The sequence below is a fragment of the Salinicola avicenniae genome, from assembly GCF_023736115.1.
Lineage (GTDB): Bacteria > Pseudomonadota > Gammaproteobacteria > Pseudomonadales > Halomonadaceae > Salinicola > Salinicola avicenniae.
On sequence record NZ_JAKQZC010000002.1, the window covers coordinates 257,752 to 273,563 of the forward strand.

General features: G+C 66.0%; 15 protein-coding genes. 10 read left to right on the forward strand and 5 right to left on the reverse strand.

Annotated elements, in window-relative coordinates:
* Nucleotides 1-227 precede the first annotated feature (227 nt).
* The 3 genes from MC381_RS04645 to MC381_RS04655 are packed head-to-tail and all read left to right on the forward strand — an operon-like array spanning nt 228 to nt 3,060.
* Nucleotides 228-995: a glycosyltransferase family 2 protein gene (locus MC381_RS04645; RefSeq protein WP_251976567.1), complete on the forward strand. Its 768-nt coding sequence runs from the start codon at nt 228-230 to the stop codon at nt 993-995.
* On the forward strand, nt 992-1,270 hold the full coding sequence (locus MC381_RS04650) for a lipid-A-disaccharide synthase N-terminal domain-containing protein (protein ID WP_251976568.1): 279 nt from the start codon (nt 992-994) through the stop codon (nt 1,268-1,270). Before MC381_RS04645 ends, MC381_RS04650 begins: the two co-directional genes overlap by 4 nt.
* Nucleotides 1,267-3,060 (forward strand): ArnT family glycosyltransferase, encoded by a 1,794-nt coding sequence (locus tag MC381_RS04655; RefSeq protein ID WP_251976569.1) that lies wholly within the window; start codon nt 1,267-1,269, stop codon nt 3,058-3,060. The genes MC381_RS04650 and MC381_RS04655 overlap by 4 nt, the downstream gene beginning before the upstream one ends.
* A gap of 118 nt (nt 3,061-3,178) precedes the next feature.
* On the opposite strand, the gene MC381_RS04660 is transcribed toward MC381_RS04655, so the two are convergent.
* Entirely contained in the window at nt 3,179-4,615 is a 1,437-nt protein-coding gene (locus MC381_RS04660) for an ATP-binding protein (protein ID WP_251976570.1), read from the reverse strand.
* Nucleotides 4,612-5,274 carry a response regulator gene (locus tag MC381_RS04665; RefSeq protein ID WP_251976571.1) on the reverse strand — a complete coding sequence of 221 codons (663 nt, stop codon included), beginning with the start codon at nt 5,272-5,274 and terminating at the stop codon, nt 4,612-4,614. The genes MC381_RS04660 and MC381_RS04665 overlap by 4 nt, the downstream gene beginning before the upstream one ends.
* Nucleotides 5,275-5,510: 236 nt before the next feature.
* Between MC381_RS04665 and MC381_RS04670 the strand changes: the two genes are divergently transcribed.
* The 4 genes from MC381_RS04670 to cobO all read left to right on the forward strand — a co-directional run bounded on the left by MC381_RS04670 (nt 5,511) and on the right by cobO (nt 9,218).
* The gene (locus tag MC381_RS04670; protein WP_251976572.1) at nt 5,511-7,130 is read left to right on the forward strand and encodes an ArnT family glycosyltransferase; all 1,620 of its coding nucleotides are present in this window, start codon (nt 5,511-5,513) and stop codon (nt 7,128-7,130) included.
* Between the two features lie 64 nt (nt 7,131-7,194).
* Nucleotides 7,195-8,178, forward strand: coding sequence for an SDR family NAD(P)-dependent oxidoreductase (locus MC381_RS04675; protein ID WP_251976573.1), 984 nt, complete (start codon nt 7,195-7,197; stop codon nt 8,176-8,178).
* An 82-nt stretch (nt 8,179-8,260) separates the two neighbouring features.
* Nucleotides 8,261-8,569, forward strand: a complete 309-nt coding sequence (locus tag MC381_RS04680) for a winged helix-turn-helix domain-containing protein (RefSeq protein ID WP_251976574.1) — start codon at nt 8,261-8,263, stop codon at nt 8,567-8,569.
* Nucleotides 8,570-8,618: 49 nt separating this feature from the next.
* Nucleotides 8,619-9,218, forward strand: a complete 600-nt coding sequence (gene cobO / locus MC381_RS04685; protein ID WP_251976575.1) for a cob(I)yrinic acid a,c-diamide adenosyltransferase — start codon at nt 8,619-8,621, stop codon at nt 9,216-9,218.
* A 51-nt stretch (nt 9,219-9,269) separates the two neighbouring features.
* Here cobO and MC381_RS04690 read toward each other — a convergent pair whose 3' ends face one another.
* Nucleotides 9,270-10,190, reverse strand: coding sequence for a cobalamin-binding protein (locus MC381_RS04690; RefSeq protein WP_251976576.1), 921 nt, complete (start codon nt 10,188-10,190; stop codon nt 9,270-9,272).
* Nucleotides 10,191-10,312: 122 nt separating this feature from the next.
* Between MC381_RS04690 and MC381_RS04695 the strand changes: the two genes are divergently transcribed.
* Nucleotides 10,313-11,089 carry an SIMPL domain-containing protein gene (locus MC381_RS04695; protein WP_251976577.1) on the forward strand — a complete coding sequence of 259 codons (777 nt, stop codon included), beginning with the start codon at nt 10,313-10,315 and terminating at the stop codon, nt 11,087-11,089.
* Between the two features lie 45 nt (nt 11,090-11,134).
* Here MC381_RS04695 and MC381_RS04700 read toward each other — a convergent pair whose 3' ends face one another.
* The gene (locus MC381_RS04700; protein WP_251976578.1) at nt 11,135-12,586 is read right to left on the reverse strand and encodes a sodium-dependent transporter; all 1,452 of its coding nucleotides are present in this window, start codon (nt 12,584-12,586) and stop codon (nt 11,135-11,137) included.
* A 408-nt stretch (nt 12,587-12,994) separates the two neighbouring features.
* Here MC381_RS04700 and MC381_RS04705 point away from each other — a divergent pair, with 408 nt between their 5' ends.
* Nucleotides 12,995-13,651 (forward strand): potassium channel family protein, encoded by a 657-nt coding sequence (locus tag MC381_RS04705; RefSeq protein ID WP_251976579.1) that lies wholly within the window; start codon nt 12,995-12,997, stop codon nt 13,649-13,651.
* 70 nt (nt 13,652-13,721) lie between these two features.
* Nucleotides 13,722-15,089, forward strand: coding sequence for a TrkH family potassium uptake protein (locus MC381_RS04710; protein ID WP_251976580.1), 1,368 nt, complete (start codon nt 13,722-13,724; stop codon nt 15,087-15,089).
* 66 nt (nt 15,090-15,155) lie between these two features.
* On the opposite strand, the gene MC381_RS04715 is transcribed toward MC381_RS04710, so the two are convergent.
* On the reverse strand, nt 15,156-15,758 hold the full coding sequence (locus tag MC381_RS04715) for a LysE/ArgO family amino acid transporter (RefSeq protein ID WP_251976581.1): 603 nt from the start codon (nt 15,756-15,758) through the stop codon (nt 15,156-15,158).
* Between the last annotated feature and the right edge of the window lie 54 nt (nt 15,759-15,812).

A 15,812-nucleotide genomic window follows, 5' to 3' on the forward strand; every position in this document is an offset into this window, starting at 1 on the left:
CTTTGGCGGACTGGCTCAATGCCAGCCACGGCGCTCTTTAAGTCTTCGTTAAGTCGCGACAGTGACCATGTTGCCTCACGCCCTGCGCGGACAACGGTTTGCTTTTCACGCGCAACGATTTCATAAAGAGAGGGAGCCCCATGGTTTCCTCCCCGTAGCCCCCGTCGCGAAGGTGACCTGCCACTTCACGCCATGTCGGGGAATGCGATTGCCAGGAACGCCTATTGATGCACTCGCCCCTGTTATCGATCCTGATCCCGGCCAAGGATGAAGCCGGCAACCTTCCCGCCCTGCTTGACGAGATCACTGCAGCGCTGGCCCAGATCGAACATGAGGTCATCGTCGTCGACGATGCCTCGACCGATGACACCTGGACGCTGCTGAGCCGACGAGCAACCGACGACGCCAGGCTAAGACCGCTGCGACATGCCGCCAGCGCCGGCCAGAGCACCTCGGTCTGGCAGGCTGCCCGCGCCGCGCGTGGCGCGTGGCTGGCGACCCTCGACGGCGACGGCCAAAACGATCCGGCCGACCTGCCGGCGCTGTTTGAACGTGCCCGCCGGGGAGACGTCACGCTAGTGGCAGGTCATCGCGTCAATCGCCGCGACGACTGGCTCAAGCGACTCTCCTCGCGCATCGCCAACCGGGTACGCAGCGCCCTGCTCAAGGATGCCACGCCGGATACCGGTTGCGGCCTCAAGGTGGTCAGCCGCGAGGCTTTCCTGGCGCTGCCCTACTTCGATCACATGCACCGTTTCCTGCCGGCGCTGGTCCGCGCTCAGGGGGGGACCTGCGTGTCGTTGCCGGTCAATCACCGCCCGCGTGGCACGGGTCGCTCTCATTACGGACTCAACAATCGGTTGTGGGTCGGCCTGATCGACATGGTCGGTGTGATGTGGCTTCGCCGTCGCAGCCGGCTGCCGGCACCGCTAGTCGCCGAGGCCTCTCCCACCGTCGATCGCGACAGCGTGGCAGCGGAGGAGTCCTCGTCATGATGACGGAGTGGGTGTGGGTCACGATCGGCTTCGTTGGCCAGGCGCTGTTCTCGGCGCGTTTCATTATCCAGTGGCTGGTCAGCGAGCGGGCCCGTCGCAGTGTCATTCCGGTCGCGTTCTGGTTCTTCAGCCTGGGCGGCGGCGCGACGCTGCTGGCCTACGCCATCTACCGACGTGATCCGGTCTTTATCGCCGGTCAGGGCGCCGGACTGGTGATCTACCTCCGCAACCTGATGCTGATCCGGAGAGAGAAGCGGGAGGGGACGGCGCCATGAGCCGGCGGTCCGCCGAAGTCTTCCGTCGTCTGCTCGGCCCTCGCTTGCTCCCTTCTCACGGCGCGTTCTGGATCGGTTCCGACGCGTCCAGTTACCGTCGCGCCTGGCTGCTGCTACTGCTGTTCGCCGTGCTGCTGCTCGGGGTGGGGATCGGTTGGCGCGATCCCTGGCCTGCCGACGAACCGCGCTTCGCCCTGAATGCGCTGGAGATGCTGCGCACCGGCGAATTCTGGTTTCCCCACCGTGGCGGGGAACTGTACCCGGATAAACCACCGGTCTTCATGTGGGCCTCGGCGCTGTCGATCTGGCTGACCGGCTCCGTTCGCCTTGGCTTCCTGATTCCCACCACGTTGAGCGCCATGGGCGTGCTGGTCCTGGTGATCGACCTCTGCCGCCGCCTGCATGGCCGTCGCGTGTCGCTGCTGGCCGGCGGCGCCCTGCTTGCCTCGCTGCAGTTCGTGCTGCAGGCCAAGACCGCGCAGATTGACATGATGCTGACGTTCTTCACCACCTTGGCCAGCTACGGACTGCTACGCCACGCCCTGCTCGGGCCGGCACCGCGCTGGTGGCTGATCGGCTGGGCAGCCATGGGCATCGGCATCATCACCAAGGGGGTCGGCATCCTGCCGCTGACGCTGCTGCCGGCCTGGCTCTGGTTCGCCTGGCGCGGGTTGGCAACACCGTTGCGACTGGCGGACCTCGTCCGGGGCGCCGGGGTACTGCTACTTTGCATCGCGGCCTGGGGCGTACCGATGATCCTGATGGCCACCTTCGGCGATGATCCCGGCCTGGCAACCTACCGCGACAATATCCTGTTCAAGCAGACGGGCCAGCGATATGCCGACTCCTGGGCCCATCTCGAGCCCTGGTACTACTACCTGGTCAAAGTCCTGCCGTGGGCCTGGATACCGCTGGTCCTGGCATTGCCCTGGGCGCTCCCCGCCTGGTGGCGCCGCGCGCGACGCGCCGATGTCGCCGTGCTGCTGCCTCTGGCATCACTTGTGCTGATCGTGATGTTCTTCTCGCTGTCGCCCGGCAAGCGGGGTGTCTACATGCTGCCGACACTGCCGTTGCTGGTACTCGCGCTGGCGCCGCTACTGCCCGGCCTGCTGAGAATCCGGCTGCTGCACTGGCTAGGCTTCGGCCTGCTGGCGCTGCTCGGCGGCCTGCTGCTCGGCGCCGGTCTTCTCGGCGCGCTCGGGCTACCGGTACTCGACAGCCTGGCCAAGCGCCATGACCTTTACCCCTGGGCCTGGTGGAGCGTCATCGGCGCACTGGCCCTGATACTGCTGATCTGGCTGAAACCGCGCCGCGGTCTCTACGCGCTGACACTCTGGCTGGTCGCGTTCTGGGTCAGCTGGTCGACCTGGGGCTACACCCTGCAGGACCCGGCACGCTCTCCTCGCGCCATGATGAATCAGGTCGTCACGATCACTGGCGAAGGGACGTGGCTGGCGCTGCCGGACTTCGACGAGGAGTTCCTCCTGCAGTCACGCCAGCCCAGCGTCCAGTTCGGCGACCGCACGCCGTCGGCGGACCAGTTTCGCCGCGCCTTCGCCTGGCTGGCGGAAGACCGCGGCCGCTGGATGCTGGCCATGGCGCGGCAAGCGGAGGACTACCCCTGCCTGGATCGTGAACAGGTCAGGGACATGGGCGTGCAGAACGGTGATGACTGGTGGCTGATACCGGGTACCGCGACTCAAGGCTGCGCTGGCGACGTCGGGGCCGCGCCGCTCTACGTGGCGCCGACGACGCTGCCCGACCCCAGCGGCCAGGCGCCGCGTCTCTGACCCGCTGAAAGGATTGCGAAGGCGGCGACCTATCCGATAAAGGCGGCAACATGCGCGATCGGCGCATCGGCCGCCAGGAGAGAGGGGATCGGCAGCCAGAAGAGAGATGCATCGGCCGCTAGGAGAGGGAGTGGGACGCTACCGCCTCGCGATTCGACTCGACGGCATCCCACCAGCGTAGGCGGACGATCAGCCCACCCGATTCCTGGTTGGCCAGCATCAGGCTCAGGCGCTGCCGCTCGGCGATCTCCACGGCGATCGCCAGGCCCAGGCCGCTGCCGCTGATCCGCTGGTCGGCCGCGCGCTGGAAGCGCTGGGTCACCGCTTCCAGCAGCGCATCGGGGATCCCCGGGCCAGTGTCCGCGATACTCAGCCAGGGGTGCCCCTGCTCAACCCCCATGGCCACACGTACCTCACCGCCCGGAGGCGTATAGCGCAAGGCATTGTCCATCAGGTTGCGCAGCAGGATACCGAGCTCCGTCGGGTTGGCCCGAACGGCTACCGCCGCTCCCTCCTCGACGATCAGCGACTGATCGTGCGATTCCGCCAGCGGCCAGAGATCGGCGGCCAGGTCGAGCACCAGGGTCTGCAACGCCAGCGTTTGCGGCTGGGGCCGCTCGCCGTTCAGATCCAGTCGCGCCAGCAACAGCAGTTGTTCGACCACTCGCTGCAGGCGCTCGATGCCGTTGTAGGCCTTGTCCAGCGCCTCGGGTTCACCATAGCGAGCGTTGTCGAGGTGAATTTTCATGGCCGCCAGCGGCGTACGCAGCTCGTGCGCCGCATCCGCGGTGAAGCGGCGCTCGCGCTCGAGTGTCTGGCCGAGCCGCTCGATAAAATCGTTCAGCGCACTGCGCAGGGGCTGCAGCTCGCGAGGTACGGCGACGCGAATCGCCTTGAGGTCGTTTTCGTCCCGCGTCTGCACCTGGCGCGACAGGTGGTCGATCGGCTTGAGCCCTCGTCGGATCAGTCGGGCGATCAGCCAGATCAGCACCGGCAACGCCAGCAGTAGCGGCACGAAGTTGCCGATGGCCACCTTGTTGGAGAGTTCATCCTGGAAGGATTGGCGAATCCCGACACTGACCCAGCGCTGCCCCTCGATCGGCATGCTGAACACGCGCCAGTGGTCGCCATCGTAATCGACCCATCGATGCCCTTCCGACGGAGGCGGGGGAAAGCTTTCGCCCGCCTCGTTCCAGCGAGCCCCCATCAATACCGGCCGCCGAGCCGCATCCCAGAAGCCCAGCGACAGCATCCGCTCCTCGTGGAAATAGAGGCGCGGTTCGCTGACCCGCGAGACCACGTTGTCGGTCTGATCATACCAACGGGCGAAGTGGTCGGGCTGCGAAAGCTGTTCGGCGATGGCGGCGTACTCGTCCGCCGTGGTGTTGACGTCGACCAGCGCGGACACGATACGCGCCTGAAGACTCAGTTGCGCATCGAAGATCTCTTCCATCTCATGCCGGGTCACCAGATAGGCCGCGGTCACCGCCAGCGCCATCACCACGATCAGCACCCCGGCCAGCGTCAGGTTCAGGTAGCGACGAATCGAGGTCATGCCGCACGGCTGTCCAGACGATAGCCGATGCCACGCACCGTGGTGATCAGGTGCTTGTCGAGCTTGCGTCGCAGGTGGTGCACATGCACTTCCAACGCATTGGAGCCGATCTCCTCTCCCCAGCCATAGAGCAGGCTCTCCAGCTTGGGCCGCGACATCACCTTGTCACGATGCCGGGCCAGCTCCAGCAGCAGTGCGAACTCGCGCCGGCCGAGAGTGATCGGCGTCCCGTCCCAGCACACCTCGTGCTGCGCCTCGTCGATGGTCAGACGCCCGATCGACAACAGCTGCGTCGAACGCCCCTCGGCACGCCGGGTGATGACCCGCATGCGCGCCAGCAGCTCCTGCAGATCGAAGGGTTTCAGCACGTAATCATCGGCACCGGCATCGAGCCCGGCGATGCGCTGATCGACCGCGTCCCGCGCGGTGAGAATCAGGACCGGCAGCGAAGCGCCACGGCGCAACTCCCGCAGTACCGCCAGGCCGTCCATGTCGGGCAGGCCGAGATCCAGAATCGCCAGCGAGAAGGGTTCCACCCGCGCCGCTTCCAGCGCATCGCCGCCCCGCGTCATCCAGTCCACCGCATAACCTTCGCGAATCAGCGCGGTGCGAACACCGTCGCCCAGCAGTGGATCATCTTCTATCAGCAGTACGCGCATTGCCGAGTCCGCCCTTGTCTTCGCCAACGAGTCAGCAGTTTCCGAGAATCGTGTTGCATTGAGACACAGCCAGCTTAACGCTTTCTTATCTCGGTAGCGCAGACGGCCGGCTATCGGCGACCCCGCACGACAATCCTGCCTGCCGTGAATCGCCCCCCACGTCGATGCGCGCCCCCTAATGTTGCGTTAAGTGTCACGCCGCAGTGTTGGCGCCAACACTGGCCCGGACGATAACCGTGATTACCACGCTCAACGTCTCCAAACGCTGGCTCGCGCCCGCCTGGCACTCCCGCTATCGGGATTGGCTGGTCGTCGCCGTGCTCTGGTCCCTGTCCCTGGCAGGTGCGCTCTCGCGACCCCTCATGCCGATCGACGAGACACGCTACGTCTCGGTGGCCTGGGAGATGTGGAACGCCCACGCCTGGTGGGTACCGCTGATGAATGGCGACACCTACGCCGACAAGCCGCCACTGCTGTTCTGGCTGATCCACCTCGGCTGGACGCTATTCGGCGTCAATGACTGGTGGCCCAGGCTGATCTCGCCGCTGGCATCGCTGGTGGCCATGGCCCACCTCTACCGCCTCGCGCGCCGCCTGGGTTACGCCGGCAGCCGCGCCCGTCTGGCGCCGCTGGTACTGATGTCGATGCTGATGTGGTCGCTCTACAGCGGCGCGCTGATGTTCGATGTTCTGCTCACTGCCTGTCTGCTGGGCGTCATCTCGCCACTGGCGGGGGACCGCCTGAGCCGCGCACGGGCCGTGAACGCCGGGGTGTGGCTCGGCCTGGCGCTGCTGGCCAAGGGCCCGGTGGCTTTGCTTGTGCTGGCGCCGATCGTGCTCGGCATGCGCTGGTGGCGGGCCACGCCGCTGGGCACCGAAGGGCGACGCCATCTCGTCTTGGCGCTCACGCTTGGCATGGCGATATTGCTGGCCTGGCTACTGCCCGCCGTCGTGATCGGCGGCAAGGCCTATGCCACCGACCTGCTGTGGTCGCAAAGCGTCGACCGCCTGCACGACGCCATGGCGCATGCCCGGCCCGACTGGTGGTATCTGCCGTGGCTGCCGGTGCTCGCCTTTCCCTGGTCGCTGTGGCCCGCCGCCTGGCCGGAACGTCCGCGTCATCGCCATCAGCGACTGGCGTGGTTCTGGCTGCTGCCGTCGCTGCTGGTCTTCTCGCTGATCAGTGGCAAGCAGATTCACTACCTGATGCCGCTGCTACCGGCGCTGGCCCTGCTGATCATGGACCGGCTGGGGCAGCGCGGCGGCAGCTTGACCGGGCGTCAACGGGGCGTCGCGCTAGCCATTGCACTGCTCGGCCTGGCCGGGCTCGGGCTTGGTGTCCTCGGTCACGGCGTCCTGAATGCGCAGACCCTGTCTCCGTTCGGTGCCGCGGCACTGCTGTTGTGGGCCGCCCTGCTCTGGCGCCAGCCCCGGCGACACGCCGCACGCGCCACGCGACAGCTGGCACTCGCCAGCGGCGTCGCCGTACTGCTCGCCACACAGCTGCTGCTGGGGCCGCTATGGAGCCGCTATGACGTCGAGGCGCCGGGACGTCTCCTTGCCGCGCTGGAACTGGCCAATGTTCCGGTGGCGTTCGACGGCAACGGCTATCAGGCGACCTTCCAGTTCGCCGGTCGCCTGCAGCGCCCACTGCTGACACTGGATGGCGACGCTCGGTCGATCTGCGAGTTCCAGCAATCGCATCCGAGCGGCTGGCTGGTCGGCCGAAGCCGCGATCTGAGCGCCTGGATTACGCGTCCCACGGCCGCCCATGTTTTCGACTACCGCGGCGGAAAACTGGTTATAGTGCCCGTAGACGCCCTCGATCTCGGGAGATCGAGCGTCTCGTGCGACTGACCGTGTCCGATCTTGCAAGCTTGCCGCCCCGGCGGCGCAGGTTTCATCAACGACAGGAACAGGCATGAATATTCTCGTCACCGGCGCGGCCGGCTTTATCGGCTTTCACCTCGCCGACCGCCTCGCCCGCGATGGCCACCGCGTGGTAGGCGTCGACAACCTCAATGACTACTATTCGACGGCGCTGAAGCAGGCACGGTGGGGCCGCCTCCGGCATCTACGCGTGGAGACGCTCGATATCGCCGACCTGCCGGCGATGGAGTCGCTCTTCGCGCGCGAACGCTTCACGCATGTCGTGCACCTGGCGGCCCAGGCGGGCGTGCGCCACTCCGTCACGCATCCGCACGCGTATAGTCACAGCAATCTGACCGGCTTTCTCAATGTGCTCGACCTGTGTCAGCGTTATGCGGTCGAGCATCTCCTCTATGCATCGTCCAGCTCGGTCTACGGACGACAGGCGACTCTCCCCTTCCGCGAGACCGATCCGGCGGATCACCCGGCATCGATCTACGCCGCGACCAAGCGCGCCAACGAGATGATGGCCTACAGCTATGCGGACCTGCATCGTTTACCGGCCACCGGCATGCGCTTTTTCACGGTCTACGGCCCCTGGGGCCGCCCGGACATGGCCCCCTGCCTGTTCGCCGGCAGCCTGCTACGTGGCGAGCCGATCGAGATCTTCAATCACGGGCGCATGGCGCGAGACTTCACCTACATCGACGACGTCGTCGAGAGCATCGTGCGATTGCTGCCCCGGGCGCCCTCTCGCGAAGGGCTCGCGCCGCATGAGATCTATAACATCGGCCGCGGATCGCCGGTCGCGCTGCTCGATTTCGTCGAGACGCTCGAGCGCACCTTGGGCATCGCCGCGATCAAGCGTTTCAAACCGATGCAGCCGGGCGACGTCGAACGCACCTGGGCGGATACCCAAAAGCTGCAGGCCACCGTGGGCTATACGCCGACCGTTTCGCTGGAGACGGGCATTCGCAGCTTCGTCGACTGGCTGCTCGACTATCGGGGGCTACTGCTGGAAGAGGTCGCAGCCTGAGTGATACGGGAGAGCCCCCACCCATGACCCGGCGCCGGGCATCGCTTACCATGGGACGACACTCTCGTCGATGATGTCGCCCATGTCCCTGAGCAAGACCCGAACCAGTTTCTACCGCCGACTCTACGTCGCCGGCCTGATCGACGCCGGCATCGCCACCAGCGTTCCTGCCCTTGTCGAGGCCAGCGGCATGCCAAGGCGAACCGCGCAGGATACGCTCGGCGCCCTTGGCGAGCTGGATATCGTCTGCGAGTTCGAGCAGTCGGCCGGCGAACGCCATCAGATCGGTCACTACGTGATTCGGGACTGGGGGCCGATCGACGCGCGCTGGGTCGCCGCAAACCTCGACTCGATGGCCGCGACGCTCGGCTATCCCGCGCCTTCGTCTTAACCCGGCCCCTTCGTTATCACCCGGCCCCGGCCATCCGCACGGAGTTTCCATGACCGACCGCCAACAGCGCCATCAGAAGGCGATGCAGAAGCTGAAGAGCCATGTCGACGACAAGGTTGCCGCCGCCACCGAGCAGCGCGGACAGCTACTGGTCTTCACCGGCAACGGCAAGGGCAAGACGACCGCCGCCTGGGGCACCGTGACCCGCGCGCTGGGCTACGGCTACCGCGTCGGCGTGATCCAGTTCATCAAGGGACTGTGGGAGTGCGGCGAACGCGAGCGGCTGATCGCGGACCCCAATCTGGACGTGCACATCATGGCGACCGGCTTCACCTGGGAGACCCAGAATCGCGACAGCGACACCGCCGCCTGCCTCGAGGTCTGGCGCGAGGCCGAACGCCTGCTGGCGGACCCTGAGGTCTATCTGGTCGTGCTCGACGAGATCACCTACATGCTCAAGTTCGGCTATCTCGACATCGAGACGGTCCGCCATGCCATTGCCAATCGTCCGCCGGAGCAGAGCGTGATCGTGACCGGGCGCAACGCGCACCGCGAGCTGCTGGAAATGGCCGATACCGTGACCGAGATGCAGGAAACCCGCCACGCCTTCAACGCCGGCCTGCAGGCACGACGCGGCATCGACTACTGACCTCGGCATGCGCCGGAGGCAAATACCGCCCACTGCGCGAGGCATCAGCGCTCAGTGGGTGCCGGCCTCGCGCAGCGCCGCACAGACCTGTTCGACGGCGTCGATCATGCGTGGACCGGGCCGACTGATCGCGTCCGGCGACAGGGTGTAGAGGGCGTCGTCGCGAACCGCCGGCAGCGCCTCTTGGCCACGCCAGAACGCCTGCCAGCGATCGTCGCGACCGGCGGCGAGTATCACCTGCGGCTGCGCCTCGAGCAGGGACTCGCGGCTGATCTCCGGCACCAGCACGCGTCCCCCAGCGAACAGCGGCTCCCCCCCGCAGTGACGCACCACCTGCGTGACGATCTGGCCACCGGCCAGCGTGGTCAATGGCGTCTGCCCCAACTGGTAGAACACCCGAGGCGCCGGCGTCAGCGTCTGTGCCGTTGCCGCCAATCCCTGCTCGAAGCGCTCTGCCGCCAGTTCTCCCGCCTTGACGTGGCCGGTCAGACGACCGATCGCGCGCAGATCGTCGGCGACCTGCGGCAGGCGCCGCGGCTCGCTGCGATAGACCGGGATATCAAGCCGCGTCAGCTGTTCCACGAGCGCATCCGGCGTACCACTCGCCCACGCCAGCACCAGATCTGGCTGGCTGGCCACGATCGCTTCCAGCGGAATGCCACGGTAATTGCCGATCCGCTTGATCGATCGCGCTGCAGGTGGATAGTCGCTGCCGTCAATGACGCCGACGAGCTGCGCGCCGGCGTCGACGGCGAAGGCCATCTCCGTCAGGTGAGGAGCCAGCGCGATCACTCGCTCAGCCGGTTGCGTCAGCGTCAACCGATGGCCAGTATCATCCTCGACGGTCACCGCCGCCGGCACCGACGCCGCGAACAACAGGGTCAACGCCGCCACGCACCAAGGGCCAAAATGGCACCATAGGCCCTGCCGCAGATAGGCCCGACCACAAGACAATAGGGAAAGAAGGCGCATCGTCCCCCGCCTGGTTGGGAAATTGTCGCCGGCGAGCATAGCATGAGTAGCCGCCGTCGCCGGCGCGCGCCTCTCAGCGCTCGCGGCGGCGGTTTCGCCCTTGCCAAGACAGAGGAAACGCCATGTCTCTCGTAACCGCCCGCCCGCTCGCTCGCGCCGTTGGCCTGAGCCTTGCCGGACTGCTGACGACAGCGGCCCTGGTCACTCCGGCATTCGCCGACAGCACGCCGCGCCAGATTCATGTCCAGGCCGACGCGACACTGGAGATCGCGCCGGACATGGCGACACTAAACGCCCGCCTGTGGGAACGCACGCCGGCCCGCCCGCAGGGCGAGGCCACCAGCGGCGACCGCGATGCCATCGGCGACGCGCGTGATCGTCTGGAATCGCGCACCGCCGAGCTGATCCACGCGCTGGAGAATGCCGGTGTCGAGAGTCGCCAGATCCGTGCCGGATCGCTCAGTGTCCGCCCCGACTATGTGCAGACCGCGCGCAATGGCGACGACACGCCGCCTCAGGTCCGCACCCAGATCGAACGTCCCGTCTCACTCACCTTGAGCGATCTCGATCGCCTGCCGACCGTGCTCGACGCCTTGACGGCCGCCGGCGTGGACTCGCTCGACGGCGTCAGCTATGGCCTGCAGGACAGCGATGCCGCCGACGACCGAGCGCTCAAGCAAGCATTGCAGCGTGCGCACCAGAAAGCCGAAATGATGGCGGAAACCCTGGATGTCGATCTCGGTGACGTGGTGTCGATCGAAGAGACCAATGCCCCACGCTATCAGCCGCAGATGATGCGGGCCGCGGCCGCCGACAGTGGCGGCAGCGCACCGCAGTATCGCAGTGGCGACATCAGCATCGATGCCGGTGTCAGCGTGACCTGGGAGATCGACGACTGATACCGCTCCGGGCGATCGGGATCGCCCGGCTGGCATCTGCCGGCGTCAGGCCTGCCTGTCGCCGGTACGACGCGCGGATAGTCCCTCGACGACCAGTCCCGCCAGCGGCACCGCGAGCAGCCAGCGCCAATCGAACCCGCCGCCGAGCCAGCCCAGCGCGTCCAGGAAGACCACCAGGATCGCCAGTGGGCTGATGTAACGAATGACCAACCGCCACGCCGTGAAGAGCGTTGCCGGCAGGCCAAGCTCGTCGCGCATCGCCTCGCGGCGCAGCAGGAAGCCAGCCAGCACGGCCATACCGAGCCCTCCCAGCGGCATCATCAGGCGTGAGGTGAGGAAATCGAGCCAGTCGAAGACATGGCGACCGCCCCATTTCCACTCCGCCCCCAGGTTGAACGACAGCATCGCCAGCGTGCTGACCAGCCAGAGCACGATACCGACGCCCCAGGCCGCACGCCGGCGCGGTATCCCATGGCTCTCGTTGAGCCAGGCAACCGTCGCCTCGATCATCGAGATCGCGGAGGTCAACGCCGCGACCGCCAGCATCAGAAAGAAGATCACCTCGACGACACCACCCAGCGGCATCTGCTGGAAAGCCAGCGGCAGGCTCATGAAGATCAGGCCCGGCCCGGAATCGGGGTCCATGCCGTTGGCGAAGATCACCGGAAAGATCGCCAGACCGGCCATCAACGCGACCAGGGTGTCGCAGATCGCCACCGTCAGCGTGGTGCGCCAGATCGACTGCGTCTCAGGCAAATAGGCGCCATAGGTCAATATCGCTCCCGAGGCGAGCGACAGCGTGAAGAAAGCATGCCCCATCGCCGCGAGCACGCCTGCCCCGCTGAGCTTGCCGAACTCGAAGGCAAACAGGAAATCCACGCCTGCCGCGAAACCGCCACTGAACATGGCATAGACGATCATCACCGCCAGCATCAGCACCAGCCCGGGCATCATCCAGCGCACGCTGCGTTCGATACCGCCCTGTACGCCCAGCCCGACGATACTCATCGTCGCCAGGGTTACCAGCGTGCTCCAGAAACCGAGATTCCACGGGTTGGCGTTATTGGCCTCGAAGATCGCCGCCATGCCGGCCACGCTATCGGCCTGAAGGCCACCGCTGAGCGACTTCCACAGATAGGAGACCGACCACCCGGCCACGACGACATAGAACGACAGGATCATGAAACCGCACAGCATCGCCATCCAGCCCAGCGCCGACCACAAGCCGCTGCGCCCGGCCTCCCTTGCCACACGGCGAATGGCATCGACCGGGCTGCCACGCCCACGCCGCCCCACCGCGACTTCCGCCATCATCACCGGCACGCCGACCGCGACGATGCAGAGGAGATAGACCAGCACGAAGGCACCGCCGCCGTACTCGCCCGTCATATACGGGAACTTCCAGATATTGCCCAGCCCGACGGACGAGCCGGTGGCCGCCAGAACGAAGCCCCAGCGCCCCAGCCACAGATTCTTGGGTCGTGCGATTGCGCTCATGTGTCCTCTTGTCCTGATTCGACGCTACTGATGCCTGACATATCGATACCTGAAAGACCGAAATCCGAAAAACCGAATTCCGAAAAACTGAAGTCCAAAAGACCGCTGCCTGCACGACCTGTACGACGGTCGTACCGCGGAGACGCGAGGCGCCACCACGGTACCGCCAGCCATCCCGCCGACGCGGCGAGGGCGCGATTGTAGCGTCGCGTCGGCCGTATCGCGACCGCCCCGAAGGGCCAAGATAGCGTCTGGTCACAAAGCGCGGTGACAAGGCGCGGCGCAGCGACCCGGAGGCAAGGGCCCACGACCAGGTCACGGTGCACTGTGGAGCGGACGTGGCCGCTGTGCCAAGCTAGTCGGCAAGGACGCCGCCCCCGCGACGCTCACGGAGAAAGGAGTCTCTCGATGTCCCGGCAATTCGCCATCCTGGGTCTGGGGTATTTCGGCAGTACCGTGGCCCGCGAACTCAAGCGTCATGACAATCAGGTACTCGGCGTTGACCGCGACGAAAGCCGCGTCGATGCCCTCTCGGACACGCTCGACCATGCCGTGATCGCCGACCTGACCGACGAGACCGCCTTGGCGGAGCTGGCACTCGAGACCTACGACGCGGTCGTCATCGATGTCGACGACAATCTTGAGTCGAGCGTGATCTGCACACTGCACGTCAAGGAGCTCGGGGCGAAGGAGATCTGGGCCAAGGCCCACTCCGATGCCCACAACAAGCTGCTCAAACGACTCGGGGCGGACCGCGTGATCTACCCCGAGCGCGACGTCGGCATGCGCGTGGCCGAGAGCCTCAACTATCACGCCATGATCGACTTCATCCGCCTCGGCGAGCGCCAGTTCATCGTCGAACTAGAAACCACCGAGCGGCTGGTGGAGCAGTGCACCAGCGTCGCCTCGCTGGCGATCGACCGTGACAACCTGCACCTCGTCGCCATCAAACGCGGCGACGAAGTGATCCAGAATCCGGATGACACGACGCCGCTGCAGGCCGGCGATAACCTGGTCCTGATGGGCGACCTGGAAGCGCTACGCAAAGTCGGCAGACAGTTATGACGGGGCGCCCGTCCGCGGCCGGACGGCGGTGCCGGCAATGGCCATCAACGGTGTGCGCGGAGCCAACACCATGAGTCTGGCCGCACGCCTGCGACGCCCGTTTCGCCGTGCCCCGCACGGCCGTGTCATCCGTCTGTCGCCACCGGAAATCCTGCTCGTCGGTTTTACGCTGCTCTGTGCCCTCGGTGCGCTATTGTTATGGCTGCCCGGTAGCGCCACGCGTCCGTTGGCCTGGCACGAAGCGTTGTTCACCGCCACCTCGGCGGTCACGGTAACCGGCCTGAGCGTGATCGACGTGGGACAGGACCTGACGTTTACCGGACAGCTGATACTACTGCTGCTGATCCAGGTCGGCGGACTCGGTTTCATGACCTTCGCTGCGCTCACCGTGCTGCTGCTGGGCGCACGCCTCCCGCTGCAGCAACAGAGCCTGGTACGCGAAGCTCTCGGCGAGATCGCCTTCAGCCAGGTAGCCCGACTGGTGCGGCTGGTCATGGTCTTCGCGCTGCTGGTGGAAAGCGGCGGTACGCTGCTGCTCGCGCTGCGCTGGGTTCCCGAGTACGGACTGAGCCAAGGGTTATGGCATAGCCTTTTCCACGCTGTCTCCGCCTTCAATAACGCGGGTTTCTCCACCTGGTCGGAGAGTCTGACAAAGGCGGTCGACGACCCGCTGATCACGCTCGTCGTGACCACCCTGTTCATCGTTGGCGGACTCGGCTTCGTGGTGATCAGCGATCTTTATCGCCAGCGACGTTGGTCCCGGCTCGCCATGCAGACCAAGGTGGTGCTGTTGGCGACCCTGTGGCTGAATCTTGCGGCCACCGCGCTGCTGCTCTGGCTGGAGTGGTCCAATCCCGACACGCTGGGCGGCCTAGATGATGTCTTCGCCCGTCTGCAAGCCGCCTGGTTTCAAGCCGTCACACCACGCACCGCCGGTTTCAACACCCTGGACCCCGGTGCGCTGACCGACGCCTCCAGCCTGCTGGTCATGCTGTTGATGTTCATTGGCGGCGGCTCGAGCTCCACCGCCAGCGGGATCAAGATCACCACCTTCGTGGTCCTGCTGCTGACCGCCCGCGCCTTCTACCGCAACACCGAGCACCCGACCGCCTTTGGCCGTTCGATCCCGCAGGAAACCGTGATCAAGGCGATCACGGTAGCGCTGGCCGGGGTCCTGCTGGTCTTCCTGACGCTATTCGGCCTCAGCGTGACCGATCGCGATCAGACCTTCCTCGATCTCGCCTTCGAGGCCGTCTCCGCCTTCGGCACCGTCGGCCTGTCCCGCGGGGTCACCGCCGATCTGTCACTACCCGGCCAGTTCCTGCTGGGGTTGACCATGCTGCTGGGGCGCGTCGGCCCGCTCTCGGTGGGCTATTTTCTGGCAACACGACAGGCTCGAGGCTTGCGCTACGCGCGCGGTGAAATTCAGATTGGCTAAGCCCTCGTGGCGAGCGGCCAAGTCCTCTTGACTAACGGCACAGCACCGCAGCGACCCACGCCGGGCTCAGAGCGGTCGCCAGGCGAGTTGCCAGGCTACCGTCAACATGACGAGCGCGACCGTGAGATCGATGACCTGCCACCAGCGTCGACTGTTCAAGTGCGGCGCCAGCCAGTGTCCCGCGCCTGCCAGGCCAAAGAACCAGAGCAGCGAGGCGAGTGCGGCACCCATGATAAAGCCGGCCGCACTCGGCTGCTGCGCCCCGATCGCCCCCAGCATGACCAGCGTATCCAGATAGACATGCGGGTTGAGCAGCGTCACCGCCAGCGTAGCCAGCACAACAGCCCCGGCCCCCGTGGCGGAAGCGGCAGCCGGAACCAGTGCGACCGGCCGAAAAGTGCGGCCAAGCGCCTGCACGGCCTGCCACACCAGCCAGGCCACGCCGCCCCAGCGCGCCAGCGTCATCGCCCATTGGCTTGCCGCCAGCAGACGCCCCATGCCGGCGACCCCGAGCGCCACCAGCAACAGATCACAGAGCGCACAGATCGCCGCCACCCGCCAGGCGTACTCGCGTCGCAGCCCTTGGCGCAGCACGAACGCGTTCTGCGCCCCGATGGCGACGATGAGCGCGCTGCCAACCAATAACCCTTGACTGAAAGAAATTCCCATTGACTTAACCCAGATAAAGAAACGCGTTCAGCTTGCGATGCTAATCTCATTAAC

What these genes read in the sequence shown, in the direction of transcription:
- MC381_RS04645 (WP_251976567.1), top strand. Translation starts at nt 228, where the DNA reads ATGCACTCGCCCCTGTTATCGATCCTGATCCCGGCCAAGGATGAAGCC.
- MC381_RS04650 (WP_251976568.1), top strand. Translation starts at nt 992, where the DNA reads ATGATGACGGAGTGGGTGTGGGTCACGATCGGCTTCGTTGGCCAGGCG.
- MC381_RS04655 (WP_251976569.1), top strand. Translation starts at nt 1,267, where the DNA reads ATGAGCCGGCGGTCCGCCGAAGTCTTCCGTCGTCTGCTCGGCCCTCGC.
- MC381_RS04660 (WP_251976570.1), bottom strand. Translation starts at nt 4,615, where the DNA reads ATGACCTCGATTCGTCGCTACCTGAACCTGACGCTGGCCGGGGTGCTG.
- MC381_RS04665 (WP_251976571.1), bottom strand. Translation starts at nt 5,274, where the DNA reads ATGCGCGTACTGCTGATAGAAGATGATCCACTGCTGGGCGACGGTGTT.
- MC381_RS04675 (WP_251976573.1), top strand. Translation starts at nt 7,195, where the DNA reads ATGAATATTCTCGTCACCGGCGCGGCCGGCTTTATCGGCTTTCACCTC.
- MC381_RS04680 (WP_251976574.1), top strand. Translation starts at nt 8,261, where the DNA reads ATGTCCCTGAGCAAGACCCGAACCAGTTTCTACCGCCGACTCTACGTC.
- cobO (WP_251976575.1), top strand. Translation starts at nt 8,619, where the DNA reads ATGACCGACCGCCAACAGCGCCATCAGAAGGCGATGCAGAAGCTGAAG.
- MC381_RS04690 (WP_251976576.1), bottom strand. Translation starts at nt 10,190, where the DNA reads ATGCGCCTTCTTTCCCTATTGTCTTGTGGTCGGGCCTATCTGCGGCAG.
- MC381_RS04695 (WP_251976577.1), top strand. Translation starts at nt 10,313, where the DNA reads ATGTCTCTCGTAACCGCCCGCCCGCTCGCTCGCGCCGTTGGCCTGAGC.
- MC381_RS04700 (WP_251976578.1), bottom strand. Translation starts at nt 12,586, where the DNA reads ATGAGCGCAATCGCACGACCCAAGAATCTGTGGCTGGGGCGCTGGGGC.
- MC381_RS04705 (WP_251976579.1), top strand. Translation starts at nt 12,995, where the DNA reads ATGTCCCGGCAATTCGCCATCCTGGGTCTGGGGTATTTCGGCAGTACC.
- MC381_RS04710 (WP_251976580.1), top strand. Translation starts at nt 13,722, where the DNA reads ATGAGTCTGGCCGCACGCCTGCGACGCCCGTTTCGCCGTGCCCCGCAC.
- MC381_RS04715 (WP_251976581.1), bottom strand. Translation starts at nt 15,758, where the DNA reads ATGGGAATTTCTTTCAGTCAAGGGTTATTGGTTGGCAGCGCGCTCATC.